Here is a 22,529-nt window from a genome sequence, read left to right as displayed (position 1 = left end):
AAAAGAACAAATGAAAAATATAATTAAAAGTTTGGCGGTGGCAGGAGCAGTTTTACTGACGTCTTGTTCCTCCCAACAAAGTTTACAGGAATACTATGTGGACAATTCAGAAAACCCCAATTTTATCGCTATTGATGTGCCAGCGAGCATCTTGAAAATGGATGGGGTGGATTTGACGGAAACCCAAAGTGAGGCCGTTGAATCCCTGCGTAAGTTCAATCTACTGGCATTTAAAAAGACTTCAGACAATGTGGCTGAGTACAAGGCCGAAAAAACCAAAGTCAAGGAGATTTTGAAAGGGGACCACTTTGTGGAGTTGATGAAAATCAATTCGCAGTATGGCAAAGGAGTCATTAAATACATTGGTGAAGAGGATGCCATTGATGAGGTTATTATCTATGGTGACAGTAAGGACAAAGGATTTGCATTGGTTCGTGTTTTGGGCAAGGACATGAACCCGGCCCATATCGTTCAATTGATGCAGGCCATCCAAAAATCAGATTACAAAGGAGAAGGACTTGGCGAAATAGGGGAGTTCTTAAAAGGATAACACAAACGTCAATCAAAAAACTTGGTCCCGACAGCAAAGCTATCGGGATTTTTTATGCAATAGGATTTGATAAGATGAATTTAGTGACCTTCTTCCTATCTTAGTGTCTCACACATGGAACACTAACAAAATCAATTGGAACTTATGGAAAAAGCACAAGAATGGATGAACTATGGCCTAGAATTGGCCAAAGAGTTTGGTCCCAAGTTGATTACCGCGATCCTCATTTATATTGTTGGTTCGTGGGTTATCAAAAAAATAATTTCGGCAACAAGGAAAGTCATGGCCAAAAGCAAGTACGAGGAATCCCTCCAAAAGTTTTTGTTGAATCTTATTTCGTGGTCCCTTAAGGTATTTTTGATTATCATCGTTATTTCACGACTTGGAGTTGATGTAACCACCTTTGCCGCCGTAATTGCAGCAGCTGGTTTGGCCGTTGGTCTGGCGCTTCAGGGTTCCCTCTCCAATTTTGCTGGCGGGGTTTTGTTAATGATTTTTAAGCCGTATCGCATAGGCGATTTAATTGAAGCCCAGGGTGAACTGGGAGTGGTAAAGGAAGTTGAGATTTTTACCACTAAACTCATAACACCCGAAAATAAGCTTGCCATAGTACCCAATGGAGCAATGGCCAATGGTAATATTGTCAATTATACCGCCGAGGGGAAAATACGGGTAGATACCGTGGTAGGAGTAGGCTACGGAGAGGATATTAAAAGAACTAAAGACGTGTTGCTGAACGTGCTTACGTCCAATCCCCAGGTGCTTCAAGACCCCGCACCCTATGTTAATGTGATGGAATTAGCGGATAGCTCAGTCAATTTTGCGGTACGCCCTTACTGCAGGCCTGAAGATTATTGGGACGTCTATTTCTCTACGTAAGAGAATTGCAAATTGGCCTTGGATGAGGCTGGAATAGAAATTCCATACCCGCATCAAGTGGAAATACATAAACAGGCATAACCGCTTAACGTCTTAAACCCCAGTATAATTTGCTGGGGTTATTTTTTTGAGCTCACTTTTGATTTCAGCTGAAACCTTCAAGGTATCTATAAAATCTGCAATGGATTTTTGGGTAATTTTCTCATTGGTTCGGGTAAGTCCCTTTAAGGCTTCATAGGGATTGGGATAGCCTTCGCGCCTTAAAATGGTCTGGATGGCCTCTGCAACTACCGCCCAATTATCCTCCAAATCTTGTTCAAACTTGGCCGCATTCAAGACCAACTTGTTCAAACCTTTTAGTGTGGATTGCAAGGCCACATGGGTATGTGCAAAAGGCACCCCCACATTTCGTAGTACGGTACTATCTGTAAGGTCCCGTTGGAGTCGCGAAACCGGTAATTTGGCAGATAAATGCTCAAAAATCGCATTGGCAATGCCCAAATTCCCTTCAGAATTTTCAAAATCTATCGGGTTTACCTTATGGGGCATGGCCGAAGAGCCAACTTCTCCCTTTTTGATTTTTTGTTTGAAGTAATCCATAGAGATATATGTCCAAACATCTCGATTGAAATCAATATAAATGGTATTAATTCGCTTTAGGCAATCGAACAAAGCGGCCATATGATCGTAGTGCTCAATTTGTGTGGTGGGAAAGGAGTGGTAAAGGCCCAATTTTTCTTGCACAAACTGTTGTCCAAAAGCCTTCCAATCTGTATTGGGATAGGCTACTTTGTGAGCATTATAATTCCCTGTGGCACCGCCAAATTTGGCGGCACTTGGGATATCGTTCAATAAATTGAACTGTTCCTTCAATCGCTCTACAAAAACATCGATTTCCTTGCCCAATCGGGTTGGGGAAGCTGGTTGTCCGTGGGTTCTGGCCAACATGGGAATTTCTGCCCATTCGGCTGCCAAAGCCTTTAATTTTTCAAATACTTCAAAATACAGCGGTACATATACCTCATTCATGGCCTCCTTTATGGAAAGTGGAATAGCCGTATTGTTGATGTCTTGGGAAGTCAATCCAAAATGGATAAACTCTTTGTATTTTTCCAAGCCCAAGGCGTCAAATTTTTGTTTGATGAAATACTCAACCGCCTTTACATCATGGTTGGTGGTTTTCTCAATTTCCTTGATGGACAAGGCATCTTCGGCAGAAAAATTTTGATAAATTTTCTGTAAATCGGAAAACTTGGAAGAGTCAAAATCCCCTAATTGTGGCAAAGGAATTTCACAAAGGGCGATAAAATATCCAATTTCAACCTGAACCCGATACTTGATCAAGGCTTCCTCAGAGAAATAAGCCCCAAAGGCTTCGGTTTTATTGCGGTATCTACCATCTATAGGTGAAATGGCGTTGAGTGGATTCAATGACATGGCTTGGATTTAGAAAGGAGCAAAGATACTTAAACTCTTAGAGTTTAGTGGCCTAAAACGGTGAGCTTGTCCAAGGTTTTTTTCGCTCTGTTCTTGTACCCCGCGGTACCTTGAGCAATGGTATCTTCCAATATCATTCTAAGTTCAGGGTGAACCCAATCAAATTTGTTACCCAGATAAAAAAGACTGCTCATGGCAAACACCTTGGCGGCAACTTTGTGTTCCCCAATAAACCAGTCAAAACAAGCGGTCATTATTTTCTCCAAATGTTCCACGGTTATGTTTTTGACAAAAGTTGCATCCTTCCTTTTAAAATACGCTTCGCACAGGAGTTCACACACATGGGCCATAGGGCGAATTCCCGATTCATTGGAAAGCTTGGACAATCCACCAGTGAATTCATCCAGGTATGGTAAAAGATACACCAGTTTTTTTCGCATTAAATGGTCAAAAACCCAACTGGCGTTGAAAGAATCCGTAGGATCTTGTTCAAAAACTTCTTGCAATAGGTCTCCAGTGCGCTCTGGAAGAACAGATAACTCGGCAACCAAACCATCAATATTTGTTTTGGACAATCTTCCGGAATTCAGTGCTATATGTAATTCTCTTGCGGTCAACGAACAGGTTTTTAGCTTGTTAACTCAGCAACCAAAGCTGGAACCCCTTCAGTAGCTGTCATGGACATCACCGTTAAATTCTCAAATTCCCTAGGATTCACACTGGGTTTTGGGTCTATAAAATAAATGGGAGTGTCCCTGGCTACATAGTTGATCAAACTGGCAGCTGGATATACCTGCATTGACGTTCCAATGACAATCAAGATATCTGCCTGAACCGTAATTTCCACTGCTGTTTGCAGCATCGGAACCATTTCGCCAAACCAAACTATATGGGGACGTAATTGATTTCCATTGTTGTCCAAATCTCCCAATACCAGGTCTTTCTTCCATTCCAGCACGTAGCTTTCATCTGCTGTACTTCGAACCTTTAAAAGCTCCCCATGCAAATGCACCACATGGCAACTTCCGGCTTGCTCATGGAGATTATCAACATTTTGGGTTACGATACTCACATCAAATTCCTTCTCTAATGCTGCCAAGGCGATATGACCCGCATTGGGGGATACTTCCAAAAGCTGTCTTCGCCGCTGGTTATAAAATTCGAGAACCAATTCCGGATTACGATAAAAACCTTGGGGAGAAGCAACTTCCATAACGTCATGCCCTTCCCACAAACCATTGGAATCCCTAAAGGTCCTTAGTCCACTTTCGGCGCTCATTCCGGCCCCGGTCAATACTACAATTTTTCGTTTTTTGCCCATATCGCCCTAAAAATATGAAATTCATTTTTCGCTATCTTGTCCTGCATGTTTGACAACGATTTGTTGACATATTTGGAAACCTATCTGACCGAGGGCAGAAAGCAACGGTTTTTAGACGTGTTGAAGCACCGAACCAAATATTTAACCGTAGCCATTGAAGATGTATTCCAACTGCACAATACCAGCGCTGTAATTAGAAGTTGTGATGCCTTTGGAATCCAAGAAGTACATGTAGTAGAAGACCGGTTTAGCCAACGATTGGACAAGAACATTGCTATGGGTGCGGAACAGTGGGTAGATGTTTATCGATATCAAACAACTTCGGATTGTATTTCGGAACTCAAGAGTCAAGGATATCAAATCATTGCCACAACTCCCCATCACGGCTCAAGTTTCATGCACGATTTCAAATTGAATGTCAAAACCGCTCTTTTTTTTGGAACCGAAAAAGAAGGTTTGAGTGAGGAAGTCATGCAAAAAGCAGATGGTTTCCTGAAAATTCCCATGGTTGGCTTTTCCGAAAGTTTGAACATTTCGGTTTCTGCTGCTATCATTATCCAAGAACTGACGCAGCAGCTCAGAAATTCTACCCATGATTGGCAACTTTCAGACATTGAAATTTTGGATAAACGACTGGATTGGGCCAAAAAATCCATTAAGAATGTGGAAGGAATCATCGGGAGGTATCAAGGCAAATAAAGTTTTTTGTATTTTGTAGGGTAACCAAATTAAAAACAACATGACCACACTACTCTACATTCTAGGAGGAATCGTCCTTCTCATCATTATTTTGGCCTTAATTGCGCCAAAGAGCTACAACGTTTCAAGATCTATTGAAATTGACCAACCCAGAGCCGTTGTCTTTGATAATTTAAGGTATTTGAAAAATCACGACGAATGGTCGCCATGGGGTAAAAAGGACCCCAACATGGAAAAGAAATTTACCGGCACTGATGGGCAAGTAGGGGCTACCAGTTATTGGAACGGAAACAAGGATGTTGGTGAAGGAGAGCAAGAAATCAAGAAAATTGTGGATGGGGAACGCATTGAGTCCGAGCTACGATTTTTGAAACCTTGGAAATCCACATCAGATGCGTATTTGGTAACAGAGGATGCGCCGAACGGCGGCACCAAGGTTACTTGGGGATTTTCAGGAAAAAATAAATTCCCTGTTAGTATTATGATGTTGTTCATGAATATGGACAAGGCTGTAGGCGGCGATTTTGAGGATGGCTTGTCCAGCTTAAAAGGTCTTCTAGAGAAATAGGACTATGGAACAAAATATAGTTGGTTGGTTTGAGGTCCCGGTGACCAACATGGATCGGGCCAAGGCTTTTTACGACCAAGTTTTCCAAATTGATATTCAAGTGCAGGATTTTGGAGGAACCCTTATGGGTTGGTTTCCCTGGGCTGAAGGAAAGCCAGGCGCCAACGGTTCCCTTATTCAGCATGAAAGTTATAAACCGAGCAGTACCGACGGCGTGTTAATTTACTTTTCAAGTGTAGATGTACAGCATGAATTGGATAGGGTAGAAGCTGCTGGAGGTAAAATACAACGAGGCAAAACCCAAATTAGCCCTGAAGTGGGTTATATGGGGGTGTTTGTAGATTCCGAGGGCAACAGGGTTGCCTTGCATTCCAGAAACTGACTACTCGGCCAGTTCCAGTAAAGCAATGTCGAATTCATTGTCCAAGAGTACCTTCCCCTTGGCCACGGTGACCTCGGTTTCAGAGTAGGTATCGTACAAAATAGTACCATCGCCAAAAAAACCTTTGACCCATAGGGATTTTTTTCCTTTGGGTAAATCTAGACCAACGACTACTTTGTCCTTGTAATCCCCGTCCATATATGTTCTTGAGAATACGTAAGGCTTCTTTGCCAACCTTTTGTGTTTTCCGGCACCAATAGAAGGGTGATTTCTTCTAAACTGACCCAACTTTTGCCAATGCTTGTGAATTTTTTGAATTTCTGGTATACTGTCCAGTTCTTGCCAATTCATAAAGGAGCGGAGGGTGGCGTCCCCTTCAGTCCCGTCTACAATTAAGTTACGAGAGGTTTCGTCCCCGTAGTAAACTTGGGAAGCTCCAGGGGTCAATAAGAGCACGTTGGCCGAATAGATAGGTTTCTTTCGCTCTTTGTCAAATGGACTACCATCATCATGGGATGTAAGATAGTTGAGCACACTTTTCCCCTTCAATTTGGTATTCAGTAGCTTGCTGTATTTTTTGAAAGTTGATTCATAATCCTTGTGTGCATCGGTCTTTAAATCAAAATTGATGAGGCTTTTGAATCCATAGTCAAAAAAGTCTACTTTTTTATCTCCAAAATCAAACTCCCGACCTCCAGAAATCCCATAATTGTAGACCTCACCAACCATGTAAAATGGATTGTCATCCAATACTTGGTCAGGATGTTTTTTCTTCCAGGTTTCAAAGGCGTAGGAGGCCTCTTTATACAAATCGGTCCAAGCATCTTCATTGACGTGTTTTACCGTGTCTACACGAAAGCCATCCACCCCAAAATCGTTGATGTAATCTGTCAACCATTTAATAATATAAAATCGGGGAGCCCGTGGATATCCTGTACGTTCAAAAAAGAGTTGAAGTTCATCCAATTCTTGGCTTAGACGTCCTTCATCCTTCCATTTGGCCAAAAGGGCATCTGGGAGTTCTACCGCTTCATCAGACTCAGTCAAGATATCCGGTAGGTTTTCTACTAATGTACAGGCCGTGGTATTTTCATAGGTGGTGAATTCGCATTTTGGACCTGTTCTTACCCATTCCTCGGGCCAAACGGGGTCTATGTCCGTTACCGGACCTGTATGGTTCAAAACTACATCCAACAACACACGAATGCCTTTAGAATGTGCTGTTTTTACCAATTTCTCCAAATCCTTTCGGGTACCAAAGTTGGGATCTATGGCGGTCCAGTCCTTGGCCCAGTATCCATGGTAGCCATAGGTATTGCCCGTTCCTTCGTTGGTTGAGCCATGAATTTGTTCCACTATCGGGGTGAACCAAATGGCGTTGATGCCCAAGTCCGTAAAATATCCTTCCTTAATTTTCTGGGTAATACCTTGGATGTCACCTCCTTCAAATCCCCTCAGAACCGCGCTTTCCTTGGTTTGATCAAATTGCACTCCTTTTTTGGGATTGCCAATATTGAATCGATCCGTTAAAAGAAAGTATACATTGGCACCTTCCCAAATAAAGGGTACATCCTTTTTTTCAACCACCTCGAGGGTCACTTGATCATCTTTTTTCTCTGGTTTTTTTATTTGCTTACAACCAAGCAAAAAAGACAGGACTGTCATGATAGCAAGTAGTTTTTTCATCTTTTGGGATTTTAGCTAAAGCTATAAAATGCATGCGGAAATATAAAATTTATTTAATCCGTATAAACATGAAATGAAAAGGTTGTCCCGATGTAAATTACCTCCTGTTAAGCACCCTGTACTCCTCATAGCAGCTAGAAATGGCGTCAAGGATTTGAAGGTCGTTGGCGGTATTGATGAATGATCTTGAGTAGTTGCAATTATTAAGAATATCCTCTATATCCACCTTTTCCAATTGTAGGAGTTCTGTCAAGGTTTCGCGATCAAACTTGGAAGCCAAAAGATCTCGGATGTCATCATCCTGTTTCATCTGTTGCAGCTTGCGCATTTGTTTGGGTTTTTTTCCAAATAGATTTCGAAGTAAATCTGCGGGATTTAAAATGGCGCCCAACACCTTCGTGACCGCACTTGGACTCTTGTTACCACCCTCATAACTAGTTTGCAATCCAGAAATACTGTACTGGTATGCATTGTTAATGGGGAGATTCTTTACATCAATCTCAAGATAACCTGTAAGTTGATAGGGCCTAACAATGACCTCTTCCAAAGCATAGGCCAACTCAGTAAGCGCAACTTCCGTACCCTCAAACTTGAACATATCGCCAGTTACCCTGACCTTTTCCGATTTAAACCCCAGAAACGTAAAATAGAGGGTGTCATTTACCGCAGCAGGAATGGTAAACGTTCCATCCTGGTCCGTTATGGTACCCACCACCTTGTTCAGATTGATTACGTGCACGCTCACCATGGGAAATCCATTCTGGGCATTGATCACGGTAGCATTCAACTCGCCTTCCACAGCAGAATCTTCAGTATCCTGGGAAAAACCAATAAAAGAAACTAGAAAGAAAAATGTAAGTAGAACTCTTTTCATGCAATTTGTGTAGCCATAAAAGTACTAAACAATGAAAAATAAATAGGAGTCCACCACGATTTAATATAGAATTAACTAATAAAAACCAGGTCTTCTTTTACCACCTCTTTTCCCGGAACCGCTTCTTCGGCCGCCTCTAAAGGATTTGTTGTCTCCTCCCTTGCGATGACCTCGTTTTCTGTCCCGTTTTCTTCCGCCCTTGCCAGAACTCGGGGGGCTTTTGGAAATTTCTACGTTTATGAAGCGTCCATTAACCTTAAATTCGGTGAAAGTCTGCAAAACCAATTCTGAAAGTTGAGCCTCCGTATTGAAGAAGGAAAAACTGTCCTTGGTGTCAACATTGAAAATGTCATCTTTCTCCAGATTCAAGGTATCCCGTAAAAAGTCCTTGAGGGACATCCAGTCATAGCCATCGCGTTCACCCACATTAATAAAGTAGCGCACGGAACCATCGCTGGGCTTATTGCCCTTGGATTCTCTTTTTTCACCTCTGTCCAATCGACCCTCATCGGAATTTAAGTCTCGGGTTTTACTATAATAGTTATAAAAACGGGTAAATTCAACGGAAACAATCTTCTTGACCAATTCCTCCCGGTCCAAGCCATCCAAAACATCATTTATGGCGGGCAGGTAATTATCAATTTCCGAGTTGACTTCAGTCTCTTTGATCCTATTGGCTAGGTGATATAATTGTATTTCACAGATTTCAATCCCCGTTGGTATCTTTTTGGCGATGAACTCCTGTTGGATTTTCTTTTCAATAGCCTTAATCTTGCGCAATTCAGAACGGGTAACAATGACCATTGAAATACCAGATTTACCTGCTCTACCCGTACGTCCACTTCTGTGGGTATAGGTCTCAATTTCATCTGGTAGTTGGTAATTGATTACGTGGGTTATATCGTCCACATCAATACCTCTGGCCGCCACATCTGTGGCCACTAACATTTGTACCTGCTTCTTACGAAACGAGTTCATGACTAAATCGCGCTGGTTTTGGCTCAGATCCCCATGTAGAGCTCCTGCATTATAACCATCCTCAATAAGTTTTTCAGCCACACGTTGCGTGTCCCTTTTTGTACGGCAGAAGACTACCGAGAAAATACCAGGATTTGCATCTGCCAAACGTTTTAAGGCAGCATAGCGATCGCGTCCCCCAACCGTGTAATATTCGTGCTGCACGGTGGATGCTCCGGCATTTTTGGTTCCCACCGTAATTTCATGTGGCTTATGCATGAATTTTTTAGCAATGGAAGCAACTTCTTTGGGCATAGTCGCTGAAAAAAGCCAGGTGAATTTTTCCTCTGGCGTGTTGGAAAGAATATCCTTGATATCCTCGTAAAAGCCCATGTTTAGCATCTCATCGGCCTCATCAAGAACACAATAATCAATTTTGGAGATATTGACCATTCCTCGACCGATCATATCTTTCATACGGCCAGGAGTTGCAACTACGATTTGTGCACCTCTTTTGATCTGTCTAGCCTGTTCAGTAATGCTTGCACCACCATAAATAGCTACCGTATTGAGACCTTTAATGTATTTGGAGTATAGTTTAAGTTCGTTGGTAATTTGCAAACAGAGTTCGCGAGTTGGTGAAAGGATAAGACCTTGGGTGGTTCTGCTATCAGCCTGAATTTTTTGGATCATAGGAAAACCAAAGGCGGCCGTTTTTCCTGTTCCTGTCTGGGCCAAGGCGACCAAGTCGGTTTCTTCTTGTAATAAAACTGGGATTGATTTTTCCTGAACTTCGGAGGGAGTCTCAAATCCAAGATCGGAAATAGCATCCAATAGGGGTTTGTCCAACCCCAAGGCTTCAAATTTTGTCATAGTGGTGTAAACCTTAAATCGCAAATATGTTATGTTGCATAGAGCGATTTTCTATTACGCAGTTTAAGCCCCTCGCAACACCATGCCCATACCGGCGGCGTTAATAAAGGCGCAAAGGTACATCAATTAAATAAGGTGGAAACTATAATTCCCTGTTTTTGAAAAAGGTGGCCAATTTTCGGACAGCTATTCCTCGATGGCTTATGGAGTTTTTGGTGGCGTCAGATAGTTCTCCAAAAGTGGTATTAAAACCGTCTGGTTTAAATATGGGGTCGTAACCAAAACCTTGTGTTCCTTGCGCTGTCGGTACGATTCTACCGTTTACAATCCCATCAAAAACAAAGCTCTCCCCGTTTAAGTTTAGATGAACTACGGTTTTGAAATGTGCGGTTCTTTGTTTACTCCCTTTTAGCTCCCTCAACACTTTGGCCATATTATCCTTGGCATTTTTCTGTGGCCCGGCATAACGTGCAGAGTATACCCCAGGCGCACCGTCCAAAGCATCAATAAGAAGTCCTGTATCATCTGAAAAACAGTCCAGACCATATTTTTTGGTGACAAAGTCCGCTTTCAATTTGGCATTGGTCTCAAGGGTTTCACCGGTTTCGGGAATTTCATCGATACAGCCAATATCATCCAAGGAAAGCAATTCAATTTCAGATGGCAACAACTGCTGGACTTCTTTGAGCTTATGGGCGTTATGGGTGGCAAAAACTAATTTCAAGGAGGGTATTGATTTAAATTCAAGACCAAAAGTAGTAATTTAGGCCCATTGACAATGTCCTATGAAATTGAAGATTCTTCCACCTTTGGTCATGGTAATTTTTGGATTTTTGATGTACTTGCTGAATCGGTTCTTGCCAGTGGGCCAATTTGACTTTTTTGGTAGGAGGGAGTTGTCCATTGCCCTATTTGGACTGGCATTGTTGGTCATTTTTATTTCGATTGCGCAGTTTGTTTTTGCCCAGACCACTACCAACCCTATTAATTTGAACAAAACAAGTAGGTTGGTTACCAACGGAATTTTTAAGTATTCCAGAAATCCCATGTATTTGGGGATGCTTCTCATGCTCTTGGGTTATGGGCTTAAGCTTGGAAATGCCTTCAACACCCTTTTGGCTGCTGGTTTTGTATACTATATGAATCATTTTCAGATTGCAAAAGAAGAAAAGGCCCTTACCCAACTTTTTGGCAAGGAATATCGAAATTATTGCAAGGCAACCCGACGCTGGTTCTAGCTCATATGTTGGAATATTTAGTCATTTTGAAACATTTTACGGGTGTTTTTTGAAATATCCGCAAATGTGGAGCGTTTTTGGGAGCTTGGAATTTCACCGATGGAATTAATGATTAATTTTATGCCTTAATTTTTTGAAGAAATTCATGGTAGAAGTGGGACGCAAGTATGTTTTTGATTTTGACAGCACCTTGACCAGGGTAGAAGCTTTGGATGTTTTGGCCGAAATGACGCTGCAAGGCAAGTCGAACAGAGATGAGATTATTAAGGAAATCCAGGATATCACCAATTTGGGAATAGACGGGGATATCTCCTTTACGGAATCCTTGGAGCGACGTATTAAGTTATTGAATGCCCACAAAAATGATTTGGATGGTTTGGTAGAGGAGCTTCGCCAGAAAATTTCAAAATCCATTGCATCCAATAAAGATTTCTTTGAAAAATACTCGGACGATATTTATGTGATTTCCTGCGGATTCAAGGAATTTATTGATCCCATTGTTGAGGAATATAATATTCCTTCGGAACGTGTATACGCGAATACCTTTACCTTTGATGCAGAAGGACATATTGTCGGATTTGATGAGGAAAATGTATTGGCCTCGCACAATGGAAAGATAGAATGCCTAAAAAATTTGGACTTGGAAGGAGAGGTGCAGGTCATTGGCGATGGTTACAGCGATTATGTCATGCGTGAAGCTGGAATTGCCGATAAGTTTTTTGCCTATACCGAAAATGTGCATCGTGAGAAAGCGGCCAGCAATGCCGATCATGTTGCTCCCAACCTAGATGAATTCCTGTTTGTGAACGATTTACCGCGAAACATATCCTATCCCAAAAACAGAATTAAGATTCTGCTGTTGGAAAATGTCCATCCTGATGCCTTTGAGAACCTTTCGGAAGACGGTTTTTCCGTAGAACTGGTAAAGCACAGCTTAACGGAAGACGAGCTGATTGAACGAATCAAAGGGGTCCACGTATTGGGAATTCGTTCCAAAACACAGGTTACCCAAAAGGTGTTGGATGCCGCCAATAAGCTATTGGTGGTGGGGGCATTCTGCATTGGAACCACCCAAATTGACTTGAAACATGCCAAACAGAAAGGGGTAGTGGTTTTCAACGCGCCCTATAGCAATACCCGGTCTGTGGTTGAATTGGCCATAGGTCAGATTGTAATGCTCAAACGGAATATTTTTACCCGCAGCACCGAAATCCATAAAGGGGAATGGAATAAAACCGCCATCAACTCTAGGGAGGTACGTGGTAAAAACCTTGGGATAGTTGGTTACGGGAATATTGGAAAGCAATTGTCCGTATTGGCTGAAGCCATGGGGATGCGGGTTTACTATTATGATGTTGCGGATAGATTGGCATTAGGGAATGCCATTAAATGCAGTACCCTTGAAGATTTACTTGGGGTCTCTGACGTGGTTACCCTGCACGTGGATGACAACAAAGCAAACAAAAACTTTATTGGAGAACGAGAACTCAACCAAATGCGTGATGGGGCTATCCTTATTAACCTTTCCAGAGGTTTTGTGGTGGATATTGAAGCGCTTGCAGCTGCCCTTAAAACTGGCAAATTGGGTGGTGCAGCGGTGGATGTGTATCCGTCGGAGCCAAGAAGCAATGGCAAGTTTGAAACAGCCTTGCAAGGATTGCCCAATGTGATCCTTACGCCCCATATTGGTGGAAGTACCGAGGAGGCGCAACGGGATATTGCGGATTTTGTGCCTAACAAGATCATGGATTATATCAACTCTGGTAATACCGTTGACGCGGTAAACTTCCCAAACATCAGATTGCCCAAACAAACCAATGCCCACCGCTTCCTTCATATTCACAAAAATGTTCCTGGAATTATGGCGAAAATCAGTAAAGTTCTGGCCCAATATGAGATGAATATTACAGGGCAATACCTGTCCACAGACGACAAAGTGGGGTATGTAATTACTGATTTGGATAAGGAGTACAACAAAGAAGTGGTTAAGGCCTTGAAGAACGTGGAAAACACGATCAAGTTTAGGGTTCTTTATTAGTCAAACAGTTTTACTTTTCCTGAATAGGGGATTTCACATGCTTTAAATCCCGTTTCACAACATTTTTCTTCGCGTCCTTATTTTTCCATCTAAATTGTGGGTAAATACTTACGGTAATTTTACCTAAATGAGGATAGGAAAGTTCGAAATATTCAAAAAAGGCTTTAGAGCCTACTACTTGTTGGTTATCTCCATTGTATTCCTTACGATTGTTATTCAGTCCATGACCCAATACACTTTGAGCAGGCAGCGATCCACTGCCCTCATCGTAAACCTTGCGGGTAGACAGCGGATGCTGAGTCAAAAATTACTTAACGAATTGTATTCTTGTAGGTATCACAATTGTGATTATGCCGAGATGAAACTGGCCCTTACCAAGTTATATCAAATGAACGGGTTTTTGCAAAACGGCAATCCAACCTTAAATATTGAGCCGCTGGATGATGAGGAAATACAGACCCAATTCAACCGGTTGGAGCCACACATGGAGTGGATTTACCATAAGCTCAAAAACTTTAAAAACTTCAAAGAAGTTTCCTTTAATGATGTCCGCTATCGGGTGGATCGATTTTCCGGAATTATGGACGGTATTGTGACCCTGTTTCAAACTAAGGCCGAAAAGGATATCAAGACCATGATGATCATAGAATTGGAGCTGGCCATTTTTTCCATAGTCATTATTTTCTTCGAGATTTTCTTTATTGTTAACCCCATTATTAGTCGCATAATGGACCAAAAAAAGAAACTATCAGAGATTGCTTGGCACCAATCCCAGGTGTTCAATTCCCACATGAAAAACATCTCAGACCTTCAATATGTCTTGGAAGTTGAGAAGGATCCAATCAGACAGAAGGAGATTTATGGTTTTATCGGTGAGGAGCTGGATGAGTTAAAGAAAGTGTCGCAACGCATGCTAAAATCCTTGGAAGAGACAACACAGGAGGCCAAACCACACCATATTATCATTAAGAAAGTAGAGGATTTTCTGGAAAAGTACAATTTGATGTCCTCCGAAAAAGAACTTATTGGTGATGATAAGGCTCATTACGCAAAATAGTGAAACCTCTATAGAGTTGTTCCACCAAAAACAAGCGTACCATTTGATGCGAAAAGGTCATTTTGGACAAGCTAAGTTTTTCTTGGCTTCGCGCATATACGGCATCACTAAAACCGTAAGGTCCTCCAATAGTAAGAACCAAATTCTTAAGGCCGCTGTTCATCTTCTTTTGAAGGAATTTGGAAAATTCCATGGAGCTATGGTGCTTACCATTTTCATCCAATAGAACAAGATGGTCTGAAGCATGGATTTGGGATAAAAGCAATTCCCCTTCCTTTTCTTTTTGCTGAGACTCGGAAAGATTTTTAGTATTCTTTACATCCGGAAGTATTTTAAACCGAAATTTGATGTAATGTCCCAAGCGCTTCTCATAGTTGTTGATAAGCTGGGAAAGCTCTCTACTATCCGTCTTGCCAATGGCGATTAAGGTGATTTGCATGCCCAAAATTAATTTTTTAGGGACAAACCATGACAATAGATCTTGGATGTTATTAAAATCCTTGATCAAAACCTTGATTCAATCCATTTAAAAGAGCGGATTTTGTTTTTGTGGAATCTATTGTTTCTCCCTAAGCTTCGCAGCAAAAGCAATTTTTAGGTTTGTAATAACCTCTTTTATGTAAGGAGTGTTTAATACGTTCTTTTAGCAGTAGTGTATACTTTTCGCTTTTTGTATATCCAAAATTACTGATACTTATAGAGGTATCAAGAGATTTCACATAATGCCACCACTTTTGCGGAACAAATAGGACATCCCCTGGCTCCAGGATGGCAACTTGAAGTGCTGCATCTTCAAATTTCGGAAATTTCTTCGGGTCAAAGTTATTGAGGTCTATCTGACTTGCCACTGCATCTGCAATATGCTTGCTACTTGGGTACATGTTCCTATTAAATTTGGGAGGGCAAATAATGAACATTTTTTTACCCATGATTTGGGCATACATATTATTGGCGGTATCAAAATGAAACCCTGATATGGTTCCTTTGGGTCCTATCCAACCCGTAACATAATTTGAAACGGTATTTTTTTCAAACAGTGAAAAATCTATGTCCTCAGTGAGATGGGGAAAAAATTTAAAGATATCTACGGTGGTCAAATAATCCTTCATTACCTCCTTGTTGTTTTCCGCGCTTTTTAAAGCTTGTAGATAATCCTTAAAAGATCCTTGTCTATATCGATTGTCGTCTTGAATAAAATTTGCAGCCAAAAGAAGTACTTGGTTATCACCTTCCAAATTCATGAGAAAATCAAGATCCCATTTTTTTTTGGCTCCCCAGTCTTTGGCAAAACCTTTTAAAAGAACCGGTCTTTTCTTAGTGAAGTAATTCTTCCTGAATTCCAGAGCATTGATAGAACTTACTTCTTCAACCGAACTGCTTTTTGCTACAACATCATTGACTATATCCATCTTGGTTTAGGTTTGATTAGACATCCTAATAAAGTTAGAAATAATCCATTTTCACCATTTAAAAGCTTACTGTAATACTTACCAAATGCGAAAATATTCGATGAATTACGTAAATAAGCTAATCCAGCATGATTGATGCTTAGGAACCCCCTAAACCATTGACCCACAAACCAGACCAAGTGCACTACAGGAATTCCATTTTTTAAAAAGAATTGTGAGTAATGTTTTTACTATTTTCGTTGAAACCCCATATACATGATTACCCAAGATCAATTTGAAAAGGAAGTTGCTTTAATTATTGCCAATGCTATCAGGGAAGATGTGGGAGATGGCGACCATAGTTCATTGGCTTGTATTCCAGTTTCGGCACAGGGTAAAGCCAAGCTTTTGGTGAAGGATGAGGGTATTTTGGCCGGGGTGGAATTTGCCAAACAGGTATTTCAATACGTAGACCCCGGTATGAAAATGGAAGTTATGATTCCAGATGGGATACCGGTAAAATACGGAGACATCGCTTTCTATGTTTCGGGAAGTTCACAAAGCATCTTAAAGGCGGAGCGTTTAGTGCTAAATGCTATGCAGCGAATGAGCGCTATAGCCACAAAAACGCGGTTTTTTGTAACATTACTGGAAGGAACGCAGACTAAAATATTGGATACCCGAAAAACCACTCCAGGAATCCGGGCATTGGAAAAATGGGCCGTGAAAATTGGGGGAGGTGAGAACCATAGGTTTGCGCTGTATGACATGATCATGCTTAAGGATAACCATATTGATTTTGCCGGCGGAATTTCAAAAGCCATCAAAAAAACACAGCAATATTTAAAGGAATCGCAACAAGATCTAAAAATAATAGTAGAGGCTAGAAACCTTGGGGAAGTGGAAGAAATTTTGCAATCCAATGGAGTGTATAGAATACTATTGGACAACTTTGATTATGCAGATACCCGAAAAGCGGTTGCTATGATTGGAGATCAATGTCTGACAGAATCCTCCGGTGGAATCAACGAGGAAACCATTCGTAAATATGCGGAATGCGGGGTAGATTTTATATCCTCAGGGGCCTTGACCCATTCCGTACACAATTTGGATTTGAGTTTAAAAGCAGTTTAATGTCATTGGCTATAGAAGAACGGTTAGAGAAGATTCCAGTGGTAAACTGGTTGGTGAGATTGCTCAAAAGTATTAAACTTAGGGCGTTCGAGGGTTTGTCTTTTTATGATTTAACGGAAATGTACCTCCTGGGAATTGTAAAGGGGACACTGTCGGCCAGAGCTAGTTCCATTGCTTTTAGCCTTTTTATGGCGCTTTTCCCGTTGCTGATTTTTATGGTGACCTTGTTGCCCTTTATTATTCCATACGCTAGTGTGGGAAACGAAAATTTTGATGCACAATTTCTCATATTTTTGGAGTCCTTTTTACCTTCTGCCACTAGTGATTATTTTGGCGACATCTATCAGCAGATCAAAGATCAGAAAAGGGGAGGTTTACTCTCTTCCGCATTTCTATTGTCCATTTTTTTGGTGGCCAATGGGGTCAATTCCATCTTTGGCGGTTTTGAGAACTCCTATCACGTGGAACTGACCCGAAACTTTTTTCGCCAATATGCCTATGCGCTAATGGTAGGGCTTATTCTGTCCATACTTCTGATTGTAGGAGCCGTGGCTTTTGTTTATTTTGAGTTCTATATTGTAGAGTACACTAGTGAATATTTGGGTAAAACATTGGGTTATGATGTGGAGAAGGGTGATACCATTGGCATTCAAATCTCCAAAATCCTCTTTTTTATGATTTTGTCCTATCTAACCACGGCAATTCTCTATTATTTTGGTACTGCGGAAGGAAGAAAGGCCCGTTTTTTTTCTGCTGGCGCGTTGATGACCACTTTATTGTTTGTGCTTACATCCTATTTATTTGGGGTTTATGTGGAAAAATTTGCCCGATATAACGAGTTGTATGGAGCGTTGGGAGGTCTCTTAATATTAATGGTTTTTATTTGGTTGAACTCGAATATCCTGCTATTGGGATTTGAACTCAATGCCACCTTGAATTCCTTAAAAAAGAAACATGAAAAAAAGCTGGAAAATCAATAAATACCTACTAATTATTTTCTTGCTGATATGCCAGATTTCATGGTCGCAGTCGGTATTCGGTAAGTGGAAAACTGTAGATGACCGCAATGGAATAACCAAAGCTATAGTTGAGGTATATGAAGAAAATGGCCTGTTGCAGGCAAAGGTTCTTAAAGTTGTGGAGGAAGGAAAAGAAAATGCACTTTGTATAAAATGCAAGGGAGAGCTCAAAAACAAACCCATTAACGGGATGAAAATCATGGACGACTTCAAAAAGAACAGTAAAGGCGAATATAAAGGCAGCAGACTCTTTGATCCAGAACAAGCAATGACCTTTAGAGGAAAAGTTTGGTTAGACCCAGAAGATGCGAACAAATTAAAGGTACGCGGTTATTTGGCATTCCTGTACAGAACCCAAACCTGGCATCGAGTAACGGAAGAATAGAGGTATGCAGTATTTTTTGGATGTTGTGCTTCCAATTCCTTTGGAAAGACTTTTCACCTACAAAATCACTCCAGAAGAGGCAACTTTCCTGAAACCTGGAATGCGGGTAGCGGTACCCTTCGGTAAATCCAAAATTTACACTGCGCTGGCATATAACACCCATCAAGACCAACCCCAGGCCTATGAAGCCAAGGAAATTTATCAGATTTTGGATGACGTACCCTTGGTAAACAACTCCCAACTTCAGCATTGGGAATGGATTGCAAAGTACTACATGTGTACCTTTGGTGAAGTATTACGAAGTGCCTTGCCCAGTGCTTTCTTGTTGGAAAGTGAAACCCTGATTTTGCCCAACAAGAATGCGGAAGTGGACGAAATGGGGCTGGAGGATGATGAATTTCTCATTTTTGAGGCCCTGCAGCATCAATCGGCTTTAAAAATTGGGGAGGTAAGTGGAATCGTAGATAAAAAGAACGTACTGCCCCTCGTCAATAGGTTGGTGCAAAAAGGAGTTGTGCTGCAAAAGGAAGAGCTATATGAACAGTACAGACCCAAGCTTGTCCGTTATGTGAAGTTGGGCCAGGAATACCAGGCGGAGGATAAGCTGGAGCAATTACTTCAGGAATTGACCAGGGCTCCCAAACAAAGTCAGGTGGTGCTTTCACTGTTCCAATTGCAGGCGGTGAACAAAAAACCCATTAAAGTTACCGATTTGGAACGGGAGAGCGGAACCTCCAAAGCGGTGATCAAAGCCTTGATTGATAAATCCATACTGGAAGAATTCCATATCCGAACCGATCGGGTGCAGCAGGAGCAGGAATCTTCCTCGGTGGATGCTATCACACTAAATCCGTATCAACAAGAAGCCCTCGAAGCCATTAAATCAGGTTTTTCGGGAAGCAAACCCGTATTGTTGCACGGGGTTACATCAGCAGGAAAAACCGAGGTCTATTTCAAATTGATTCAAGATGCCTTGAATCAAGGAAAACAGGTTTTGTATTTACTTCCGGAAATAGCACTGACATCCCAGCTCATAAATAGACTACGACATTATTTTGGATCCAAGGTTTCGGTATATCATTCCAAATATAGCATCCACGAAAGGGTAGAGGTATGGAACAATGTACTGAAGAATGCAGAGAAGGCCCAAATAGTAATAGGTGCACGCTCGTCCCTGTTTTTGCCGTATTCCAATTTGGGTTTGGTAGTAGTGGACGAAGAACATGAAAGTTCGTTCAAACAATTTGATCCGGCGCCGAGATATCAAGCCCGTGATGCTGCCATGGTCCTGGCAAATTATCATAAGGCTCATTGCTTGTTGGGGTCTGCCACCCCCAGTATTGAAAGCATGGCCAATGCGAAAAAAGGTAAGTACGGCTATGCGTCCATTGCCTATCGCTATGGAAATGTGTTAATGCCGGATATCAATTTGGTGGACATCAAGGAAGCTACTCGTAAAAAACGGATGAAAGGCCATTTTTCAGAAAGCCTGTTCAATGCCATAATGGAGGCTTTGGAAGTAGGGGAGCAGGTAATCTTGTTCCAGAATCGAAGAGGATTTGCTCCCATTGTGGAATGCACGACATGTGGTCATGCGGCCCAGTGTCCCAATTGCGATGTAAGTTTGACCTACCATCAGCACCGGAACCAGCTTCGCTGTCATTACTGTGGATACCACATGGCCTTGCAACAAGCATGTTTGGCTTGCGGGAGTCCTACCTTGGATAAAAAAGGATTGGGGACGGAGCAAATCCAGCAAGAACTGAAGGAGTTATTTCCTGAAGCCTCGGTTGGTAGAATGGATTTGGATACCACTAGGGGGAAGTATGCCTATGAAAAAATTATCACCGCTTTTGAGCAACAGGAAATGGATATTCTGGTAGGAACGCAGATGGTAACCAAAGGATTGGACTTCAGAAATGTGAGCTTGGTGGGTATTATGAATGCAGACACCTTGTTGAACTTCCCGGACTATAGAGCCCATGAGCGAAGCTTTCAATTGTTGACCCAGGTAGCGGGTAGGGCAGGAAGGACTCAAAAAAGGGGCAAGGTTTTGATACAGACCTACAATCCATACCACCAAATTTTGCAGCAGGTGACCACCAATGATTACGATAAAATGTTTGCCGAACAATATTATGAGCGGGAACAGTTTAAATATCCACCTTTGGTACGCATTATTAAGCTAACCTTGAAAGACAAGGATTACAACAAGCTCAACGAGGCCTCGGAATGGTTTGCACAATCGTTACGAAATGTATTGGGACAACAGGTACTGGGTCCAGAGTATCCTCCCGTAGCAAGAATCCGACGGGACTATTTAAAAAACATTTTGGTGAAGATTCCTAGAAATCTCCCAGCGGTCCAAATAAAAAATAGCATTAAAAGAATTGAAAAATCTTTTAATGCTATTTCTAAGTATAAAAGTGTGAGACTGGTCTACAATGTGGACCACATATAACTTTTCTATACGTTGGCCAGCGCTTCGGCCAGCTCGGTCTTTTTGTTTCTGCTCAACGGAATCTGTCTGCCCCCAACTTCTACATTTTTACTGTTGAACTTTTCAATCTTTTCCAGATTGACAATATAAGATTTATGGATACGAAGGAACTTTTCCGCAGGAAGCTGCTTTTCAAAAGCCTTCATAGTGGATAGGATTACGATATTGGCTTCATCTGTCACCAATTTGATGTAATCACCCAAGGCTTCTATCCATTTAATATCATTTAGGATAACCTTACGCTTTTTAAGGTTACTTTTTACAAAGATGTGCTCTTCATCCTCATCCACTCTGTTCATTTGCTCGTATTTGGCCACTGCTCTTTTTACAGAGGATTCAAAACGGGCTAGGGTGATGGGTTTATGAAGATAATCGGTTACATCATAATCAAATGCCTTAAGGGCATAATCAGGTTTTCCGGTAATCAAAATAACCTGTGGTGGGTTCTCTAGGGCCTCTAAAAGGTCAAACCCACTGATGATTGGCATTTCAACATCTAAAAAGATAAGATCAATGTCATGGTTCTTTAACCCATTTTTTGCTTCAATAGCATTGCTATACTCGGCTACAAGGGCAAGATGTGGGTGATTGTTGACCAATTTTGCAACGGCCATCCGCTGCATGGAGGAGTCGTCTACAATTATACTTTTTAATTTCATAGAATGGGGTGATTTGTAGGGTTTTAAATCATCGGCAAATTACACAAAAAGGATGTTTAACTGCAACAAAAGATGTAAACATGGTCTATTTTGTTGTGTACATTACCATATACGTTACGAAGGTTTAGTTGGTTCATTATTGTTAATAACTATTGACTCTTAAACGAAGAAATTTACCTTTTCTTGCGGAGGTGAGCATTTATTACTAATTTTGCGCTCCTTTAAAATAATAAAGTATGAACCATTACGAAACTGTTTTCATTTTGAATCCCGTTCTATCTGAGACCCAGATAGAGGAAACAGTCAAGAAATTTGAGGATTTCTTGATTAAGAATGGTGGCAAAATGGTCTCCAAGGAAAACTGGGGACTTAAGAAATTAGCCTATCCCATTCAGCACAAAAAAAGTGGCTTTTACCACTTATTTGAATTTACCGTTCCAGGTGAAGCAATTGCTCCCTACGAATTGGAATTTAGAAGAGATGAACGTATTATGCGTTTTTTGACCGTTAAATTGGACAAGCATGCTATTGCTTGGGCAGAAAAAAGAAGAACCAAATTAAAAGCAAACGCATAGGGCTATGGCATCTATTGAACAACAAGCAAAATCAAAGAAAGATGGGGAAATCAGGTATTTGACCCCATTGAACATTGAGACCAACAAGCAAAAGAAATACTGTAGGTTCAAAAAGTCTGGTATCAAGTACATTGACTACAAAGACCCAGATTTCTTGATGAAATTGGTAAATGAGCAAGGTAAATTGCTTCCTAGAAGACTTACCGGAACCTCTTTGAAATATCAAAGAAAAGTGGCGCAGGCTGTAAAAAGAGCCCGTCACCTAGCCTTAATGCCGTATGTTGGCGATATGTTGAAATAAAAAATACTG

The 22,529-nt window shown here is 41.3% G+C and carries 23 protein-coding genes and 1 pseudogene; 14 read left to right on the top strand and 10 right to left on the bottom strand.

Annotated features, from left to right (window positions below):
• Positions 1 to 10 precede the first annotated feature (10 nt).
• Together FGG15_RS04880 and FGG15_RS04875 are read left to right on the top strand one after the other, a co-directional pair.
• Positions 11 to 550 carry a DUF4252 domain-containing protein gene (locus FGG15_RS04880; RefSeq protein ID WP_138833785.1) on the top strand — a complete coding sequence of 180 codons (540 nt, stop codon included), beginning with the start codon at positions 11 to 13 and terminating at the stop codon, positions 548 to 550.
• Positions 551 to 694: 144 nt separating this feature from the next.
• A pseudogene (locus FGG15_RS04875) lies at positions 695 to 1,510 on the top strand (mechanosensitive ion channel family protein).
• 12 nt (positions 1,511 to 1,522) lie between these two features.
• Here the strand turns inward: FGG15_RS04875 and purB are convergent.
• Genes purB through FGG15_RS04860 form a run of 3 tightly spaced genes read right to left on the bottom strand, consistent with a single transcriptional unit; the run spans position 1,523 to position 4,187 of the window.
• Positions 1,523 to 2,866 carry an adenylosuccinate lyase gene (purB, locus tag FGG15_RS04870; RefSeq protein ID WP_138833783.1) on the bottom strand — a complete coding sequence of 448 codons (1,344 nt, stop codon included), beginning with the start codon at positions 2,864 to 2,866 and terminating at the stop codon, positions 1,523 to 1,525.
• Positions 2,867 to 2,910: 44 nt separating this feature from the next.
• Complete coding sequence (locus FGG15_RS04865) at positions 2,911 to 3,483, bottom strand: adenylosuccinate lyase (RefSeq protein WP_138833781.1); 573 nt, start codon at positions 3,481 to 3,483, stop codon at positions 2,911 to 2,913.
• 11 nt (positions 3,484 to 3,494) lie between these two features.
• Positions 3,495 to 4,187: an SIR2 family NAD-dependent protein deacylase gene (locus FGG15_RS04860; protein WP_138833779.1), complete on the bottom strand. Its 693-nt coding sequence runs from the start codon at positions 4,185 to 4,187 to the stop codon at positions 3,495 to 3,497.
• Positions 4,188 to 4,232: 45 nt separating this feature from the next.
• Here FGG15_RS04860 and FGG15_RS04855 point away from each other — a divergent pair, with 45 nt between their 5' ends.
• From FGG15_RS04855 to FGG15_RS04845, 3 genes are read left to right on the top strand one after another with little or no spacing between them, the layout of a single operon-like run.
• Positions 4,233 to 4,886 (top strand): TrmH family RNA methyltransferase, encoded by a 654-nt coding sequence (locus tag FGG15_RS04855; protein WP_138833777.1) that lies wholly within the window; start codon positions 4,233 to 4,235, stop codon positions 4,884 to 4,886.
• 40 nt (positions 4,887 to 4,926) lie between these two features.
• Positions 4,927 to 5,454, top strand: a complete 528-nt coding sequence (locus FGG15_RS04850; protein ID WP_138833775.1) for an SRPBCC family protein — start codon at positions 4,927 to 4,929, stop codon at positions 5,452 to 5,454.
• 4 nt (positions 5,455 to 5,458) lie between these two features.
• Complete coding sequence (locus FGG15_RS04845) at positions 5,459 to 5,836, top strand: VOC family protein (RefSeq protein ID WP_138833773.1); 378 nt, start codon at positions 5,459 to 5,461, stop codon at positions 5,834 to 5,836.
• Here FGG15_RS04845 and FGG15_RS04840 read toward each other — a convergent pair whose 3' ends face one another.
• The 4 genes from FGG15_RS04840 to FGG15_RS04825 all read right to left on the bottom strand — a co-directional run bounded on the left by FGG15_RS04840 (position 5,837) and on the right by FGG15_RS04825 (position 10,950).
• On the bottom strand, positions 5,837 to 7,522 hold the full coding sequence (locus tag FGG15_RS04840) for an alpha-amylase family glycosyl hydrolase (RefSeq protein WP_138833771.1): 1,686 nt from the start codon (positions 7,520 to 7,522) through the stop codon (positions 5,837 to 5,839).
• Between the two features lie 97 nt (positions 7,523 to 7,619).
• On the bottom strand, positions 7,620 to 8,396 hold the full coding sequence (locus FGG15_RS04835) for a carboxypeptidase-like regulatory domain-containing protein (protein WP_138833768.1): 777 nt from the start codon (positions 8,394 to 8,396) through the stop codon (positions 7,620 to 7,622).
• A 75-nt stretch (positions 8,397 to 8,471) separates the two neighbouring features.
• Positions 8,472 to 10,226 (bottom strand): DEAD/DEAH box helicase, encoded by a 1,755-nt coding sequence (locus tag FGG15_RS04830; RefSeq protein WP_138833766.1) that lies wholly within the window; start codon positions 10,224 to 10,226, stop codon positions 8,472 to 8,474.
• 142 nt (positions 10,227 to 10,368) lie between these two features.
• Positions 10,369 to 10,950, bottom strand: coding sequence for a non-canonical purine NTP diphosphatase (locus tag FGG15_RS04825; protein WP_138833764.1), 582 nt, complete (start codon positions 10,948 to 10,950; stop codon positions 10,369 to 10,371).
• A 61-nt stretch (positions 10,951 to 11,011) separates the two neighbouring features.
• Here FGG15_RS04825 and FGG15_RS04820 point away from each other — a divergent pair, with 61 nt between their 5' ends.
• The 3 genes from FGG15_RS04820 (at position 11,012) to FGG15_RS04810 (ending at position 14,559) form a co-directional block, all read left to right on the top strand.
• On the top strand, positions 11,012 to 11,464 hold the full coding sequence (locus tag FGG15_RS04820) for a methyltransferase family protein (protein WP_138833762.1): 453 nt from the start codon (positions 11,012 to 11,014) through the stop codon (positions 11,462 to 11,464).
• Between the two features lie 145 nt (positions 11,465 to 11,609).
• Positions 11,610 to 13,502 carry a phosphoglycerate dehydrogenase gene (serA, locus tag FGG15_RS04815; RefSeq protein WP_138833760.1) on the top strand — a complete coding sequence of 631 codons (1,893 nt, stop codon included), beginning with the start codon at positions 11,610 to 11,612 and terminating at the stop codon, positions 13,500 to 13,502.
• Between the two features lie 127 nt (positions 13,503 to 13,629).
• Positions 13,630 to 14,559, top strand: coding sequence for a type IV pili methyl-accepting chemotaxis transducer N-terminal domain-containing protein (locus FGG15_RS04810; protein WP_138833758.1), 930 nt, complete (start codon positions 13,630 to 13,632; stop codon positions 14,557 to 14,559).
• Here FGG15_RS04810 and rlmH read toward each other — a convergent pair.
• Both rlmH and FGG15_RS04800 read right to left on the bottom strand, forming a co-directional pair.
• A complete protein-coding gene (rlmH, locus tag FGG15_RS04805) occupies positions 14,525 to 14,998 on the bottom strand; it encodes a 23S rRNA (pseudouridine(1915)-N(3))-methyltransferase RlmH (protein WP_138833756.1) in 474 nt (157 codons plus the stop codon). The genes FGG15_RS04810 and rlmH overlap by 35 nt on opposite strands.
• A 130-nt stretch (positions 14,999 to 15,128) precedes the next feature.
• Complete coding sequence (locus FGG15_RS04800; protein WP_138833754.1) at positions 15,129 to 15,968, bottom strand: cupin-like domain-containing protein; 840 nt, start codon at positions 15,966 to 15,968, stop codon at positions 15,129 to 15,131.
• Positions 15,969 to 16,223: 255 nt separating this feature from the next.
• Between FGG15_RS04800 and nadC the strand changes: the two genes are divergently transcribed.
• Genes nadC through priA form a run of 4 tightly spaced genes read left to right on the top strand, consistent with a single transcriptional unit; the run spans position 16,224 to position 20,946 of the window.
• Positions 16,224 to 17,081, top strand: coding sequence for a carboxylating nicotinate-nucleotide diphosphorylase (nadC, locus tag FGG15_RS04795; protein ID WP_138833752.1), 858 nt, complete (start codon positions 16,224 to 16,226; stop codon positions 17,079 to 17,081).
• On the top strand, positions 17,081 to 18,061 hold the full coding sequence (locus tag FGG15_RS04790) for a YihY/virulence factor BrkB family protein (RefSeq protein WP_138833750.1): 981 nt from the start codon (positions 17,081 to 17,083) through the stop codon (positions 18,059 to 18,061). Before nadC ends, FGG15_RS04790 begins: the two co-directional genes overlap by 1 nt.
• Positions 18,036 to 18,485, top strand: coding sequence for a DUF2147 domain-containing protein (locus FGG15_RS04785; RefSeq protein ID WP_138833748.1), 450 nt, complete (start codon positions 18,036 to 18,038; stop codon positions 18,483 to 18,485). Before FGG15_RS04790 ends, FGG15_RS04785 begins: the two co-directional genes overlap by 26 nt.
• A gap of 4 nt (positions 18,486 to 18,489) precedes the next feature.
• Positions 18,490 to 20,946, top strand: a complete 2,457-nt coding sequence (gene priA / locus FGG15_RS04780) for a replication restart helicase PriA (RefSeq protein WP_138833746.1) — start codon at positions 18,490 to 18,492, stop codon at positions 20,944 to 20,946.
• A 5-nt stretch (positions 20,947 to 20,951) separates the two neighbouring features.
• Here the strand turns inward: priA and FGG15_RS04775 are convergent, their stop codons facing one another.
• On the bottom strand, positions 20,952 to 21,644 hold the full coding sequence (locus FGG15_RS04775; protein ID WP_073176311.1) for a LytR/AlgR family response regulator transcription factor: 693 nt from the start codon (positions 21,642 to 21,644) through the stop codon (positions 20,952 to 20,954).
• 236 nt (positions 21,645 to 21,880) lie between these two features.
• On the opposite strand from FGG15_RS04775, the gene rpsF reads away from it, so the two are divergent.
• A complete protein-coding gene (gene rpsF, locus FGG15_RS04770; protein ID WP_138833744.1) occupies positions 21,881 to 22,219 on the top strand; it encodes a 30S ribosomal protein S6 in 339 nt (112 codons plus the stop codon).
• Between the two features lie 4 nt (positions 22,220 to 22,223).
• Positions 22,224 to 22,520 (top strand): 30S ribosomal protein S18, encoded by a 297-nt coding sequence (gene rpsR / locus FGG15_RS04765; protein WP_055392375.1) that lies wholly within the window; start codon positions 22,224 to 22,226, stop codon positions 22,518 to 22,520.
• Positions 22,521 to 22,529 lie beyond the last annotated feature (9 nt).

The sequence above is a fragment of the Flagellimonas algicola genome (genome assembly GCF_005937185.1).
GTDB lineage: Bacteria > Bacteroidota > Bacteroidia > Flavobacteriales > Flavobacteriaceae > Flagellimonas > Flagellimonas algicola.
The sequence above is the reverse complement of the archived record's forward strand: the minus strand, read 5'-3'. Positions and strand labels throughout refer to the sequence as shown.

Coding starts and splice junctions, on each gene's coding strand:
- FGG15_RS04880 (WP_138833785.1), top strand. CDS start 11: ATGAAAAATATAATTAAAAGTTTGGCGGTGGCAGGAGCAGTTTTACTG.
- purB (WP_138833783.1), bottom strand. CDS start 2,866: ATGTCATTGAATCCACTCAACGCCATTTCACCTATAGATGGTAGATAC.
- FGG15_RS04860 (WP_138833779.1), bottom strand. CDS start 4,187: ATGGGCAAAAAACGAAAAATTGTAGTATTGACCGGGGCCGGAATGAGC.
- FGG15_RS04855 (WP_138833777.1), top strand. CDS start 4,233: ATGTTTGACAACGATTTGTTGACATATTTGGAAACCTATCTGACCGAG.
- FGG15_RS04850 (WP_138833775.1), top strand. CDS start 4,927: ATGACCACACTACTCTACATTCTAGGAGGAATCGTCCTTCTCATCATT.
- FGG15_RS04845 (WP_138833773.1), top strand. CDS start 5,459: ATGGAACAAAATATAGTTGGTTGGTTTGAGGTCCCGGTGACCAACATG.
- FGG15_RS04840 (WP_138833771.1), bottom strand. CDS start 7,522: ATGAAAAAACTACTTGCTATCATGACAGTCCTGTCTTTTTTGCTTGGT.
- FGG15_RS04835 (WP_138833768.1), bottom strand. CDS start 8,396: ATGAAAAGAGTTCTACTTACATTTTTCTTTCTAGTTTCTTTTATTGGT.
- FGG15_RS04830 (WP_138833766.1), bottom strand. CDS start 10,226: ATGACAAAATTTGAAGCCTTGGGGTTGGACAAACCCCTATTGGATGCT.
- FGG15_RS04820 (WP_138833762.1), top strand. CDS start 11,012: ATGAAATTGAAGATTCTTCCACCTTTGGTCATGGTAATTTTTGGATTT.
- serA (WP_138833760.1), top strand. CDS start 11,610: ATGGTAGAAGTGGGACGCAAGTATGTTTTTGATTTTGACAGCACCTTG.
- FGG15_RS04810 (WP_138833758.1), top strand. CDS start 13,630: ATGAGGATAGGAAAGTTCGAAATATTCAAAAAAGGCTTTAGAGCCTAC.
- rlmH (WP_138833756.1), bottom strand. CDS start 14,998: ATGCAAATCACCTTAATCGCCATTGGCAAGACGGATAGTAGAGAGCTT.
- FGG15_RS04800 (WP_138833754.1), bottom strand. CDS start 15,968: ATGGATATAGTCAATGATGTTGTAGCAAAAAGCAGTTCGGTTGAAGAA.
- nadC (WP_138833752.1), top strand. CDS start 16,224: ATGATTACCCAAGATCAATTTGAAAAGGAAGTTGCTTTAATTATTGCC.
- FGG15_RS04790 (WP_138833750.1), top strand. CDS start 17,081: ATGTCATTGGCTATAGAAGAACGGTTAGAGAAGATTCCAGTGGTAAAC.
- FGG15_RS04785 (WP_138833748.1), top strand. CDS start 18,036: ATGAAAAAAAGCTGGAAAATCAATAAATACCTACTAATTATTTTCTTG.
- priA (WP_138833746.1), top strand. CDS start 18,490: ATGCAGTATTTTTTGGATGTTGTGCTTCCAATTCCTTTGGAAAGACTT.
- FGG15_RS04775 (WP_073176311.1), bottom strand. CDS start 21,644: ATGAAATTAAAAAGTATAATTGTAGACGACTCCTCCATGCAGCGGATG.
- rpsF (WP_138833744.1), top strand. CDS start 21,881: ATGAACCATTACGAAACTGTTTTCATTTTGAATCCCGTTCTATCTGAG.
- rpsR (WP_055392375.1), top strand. CDS start 22,224: ATGGCATCTATTGAACAACAAGCAAAATCAAAGAAAGATGGGGAAATC.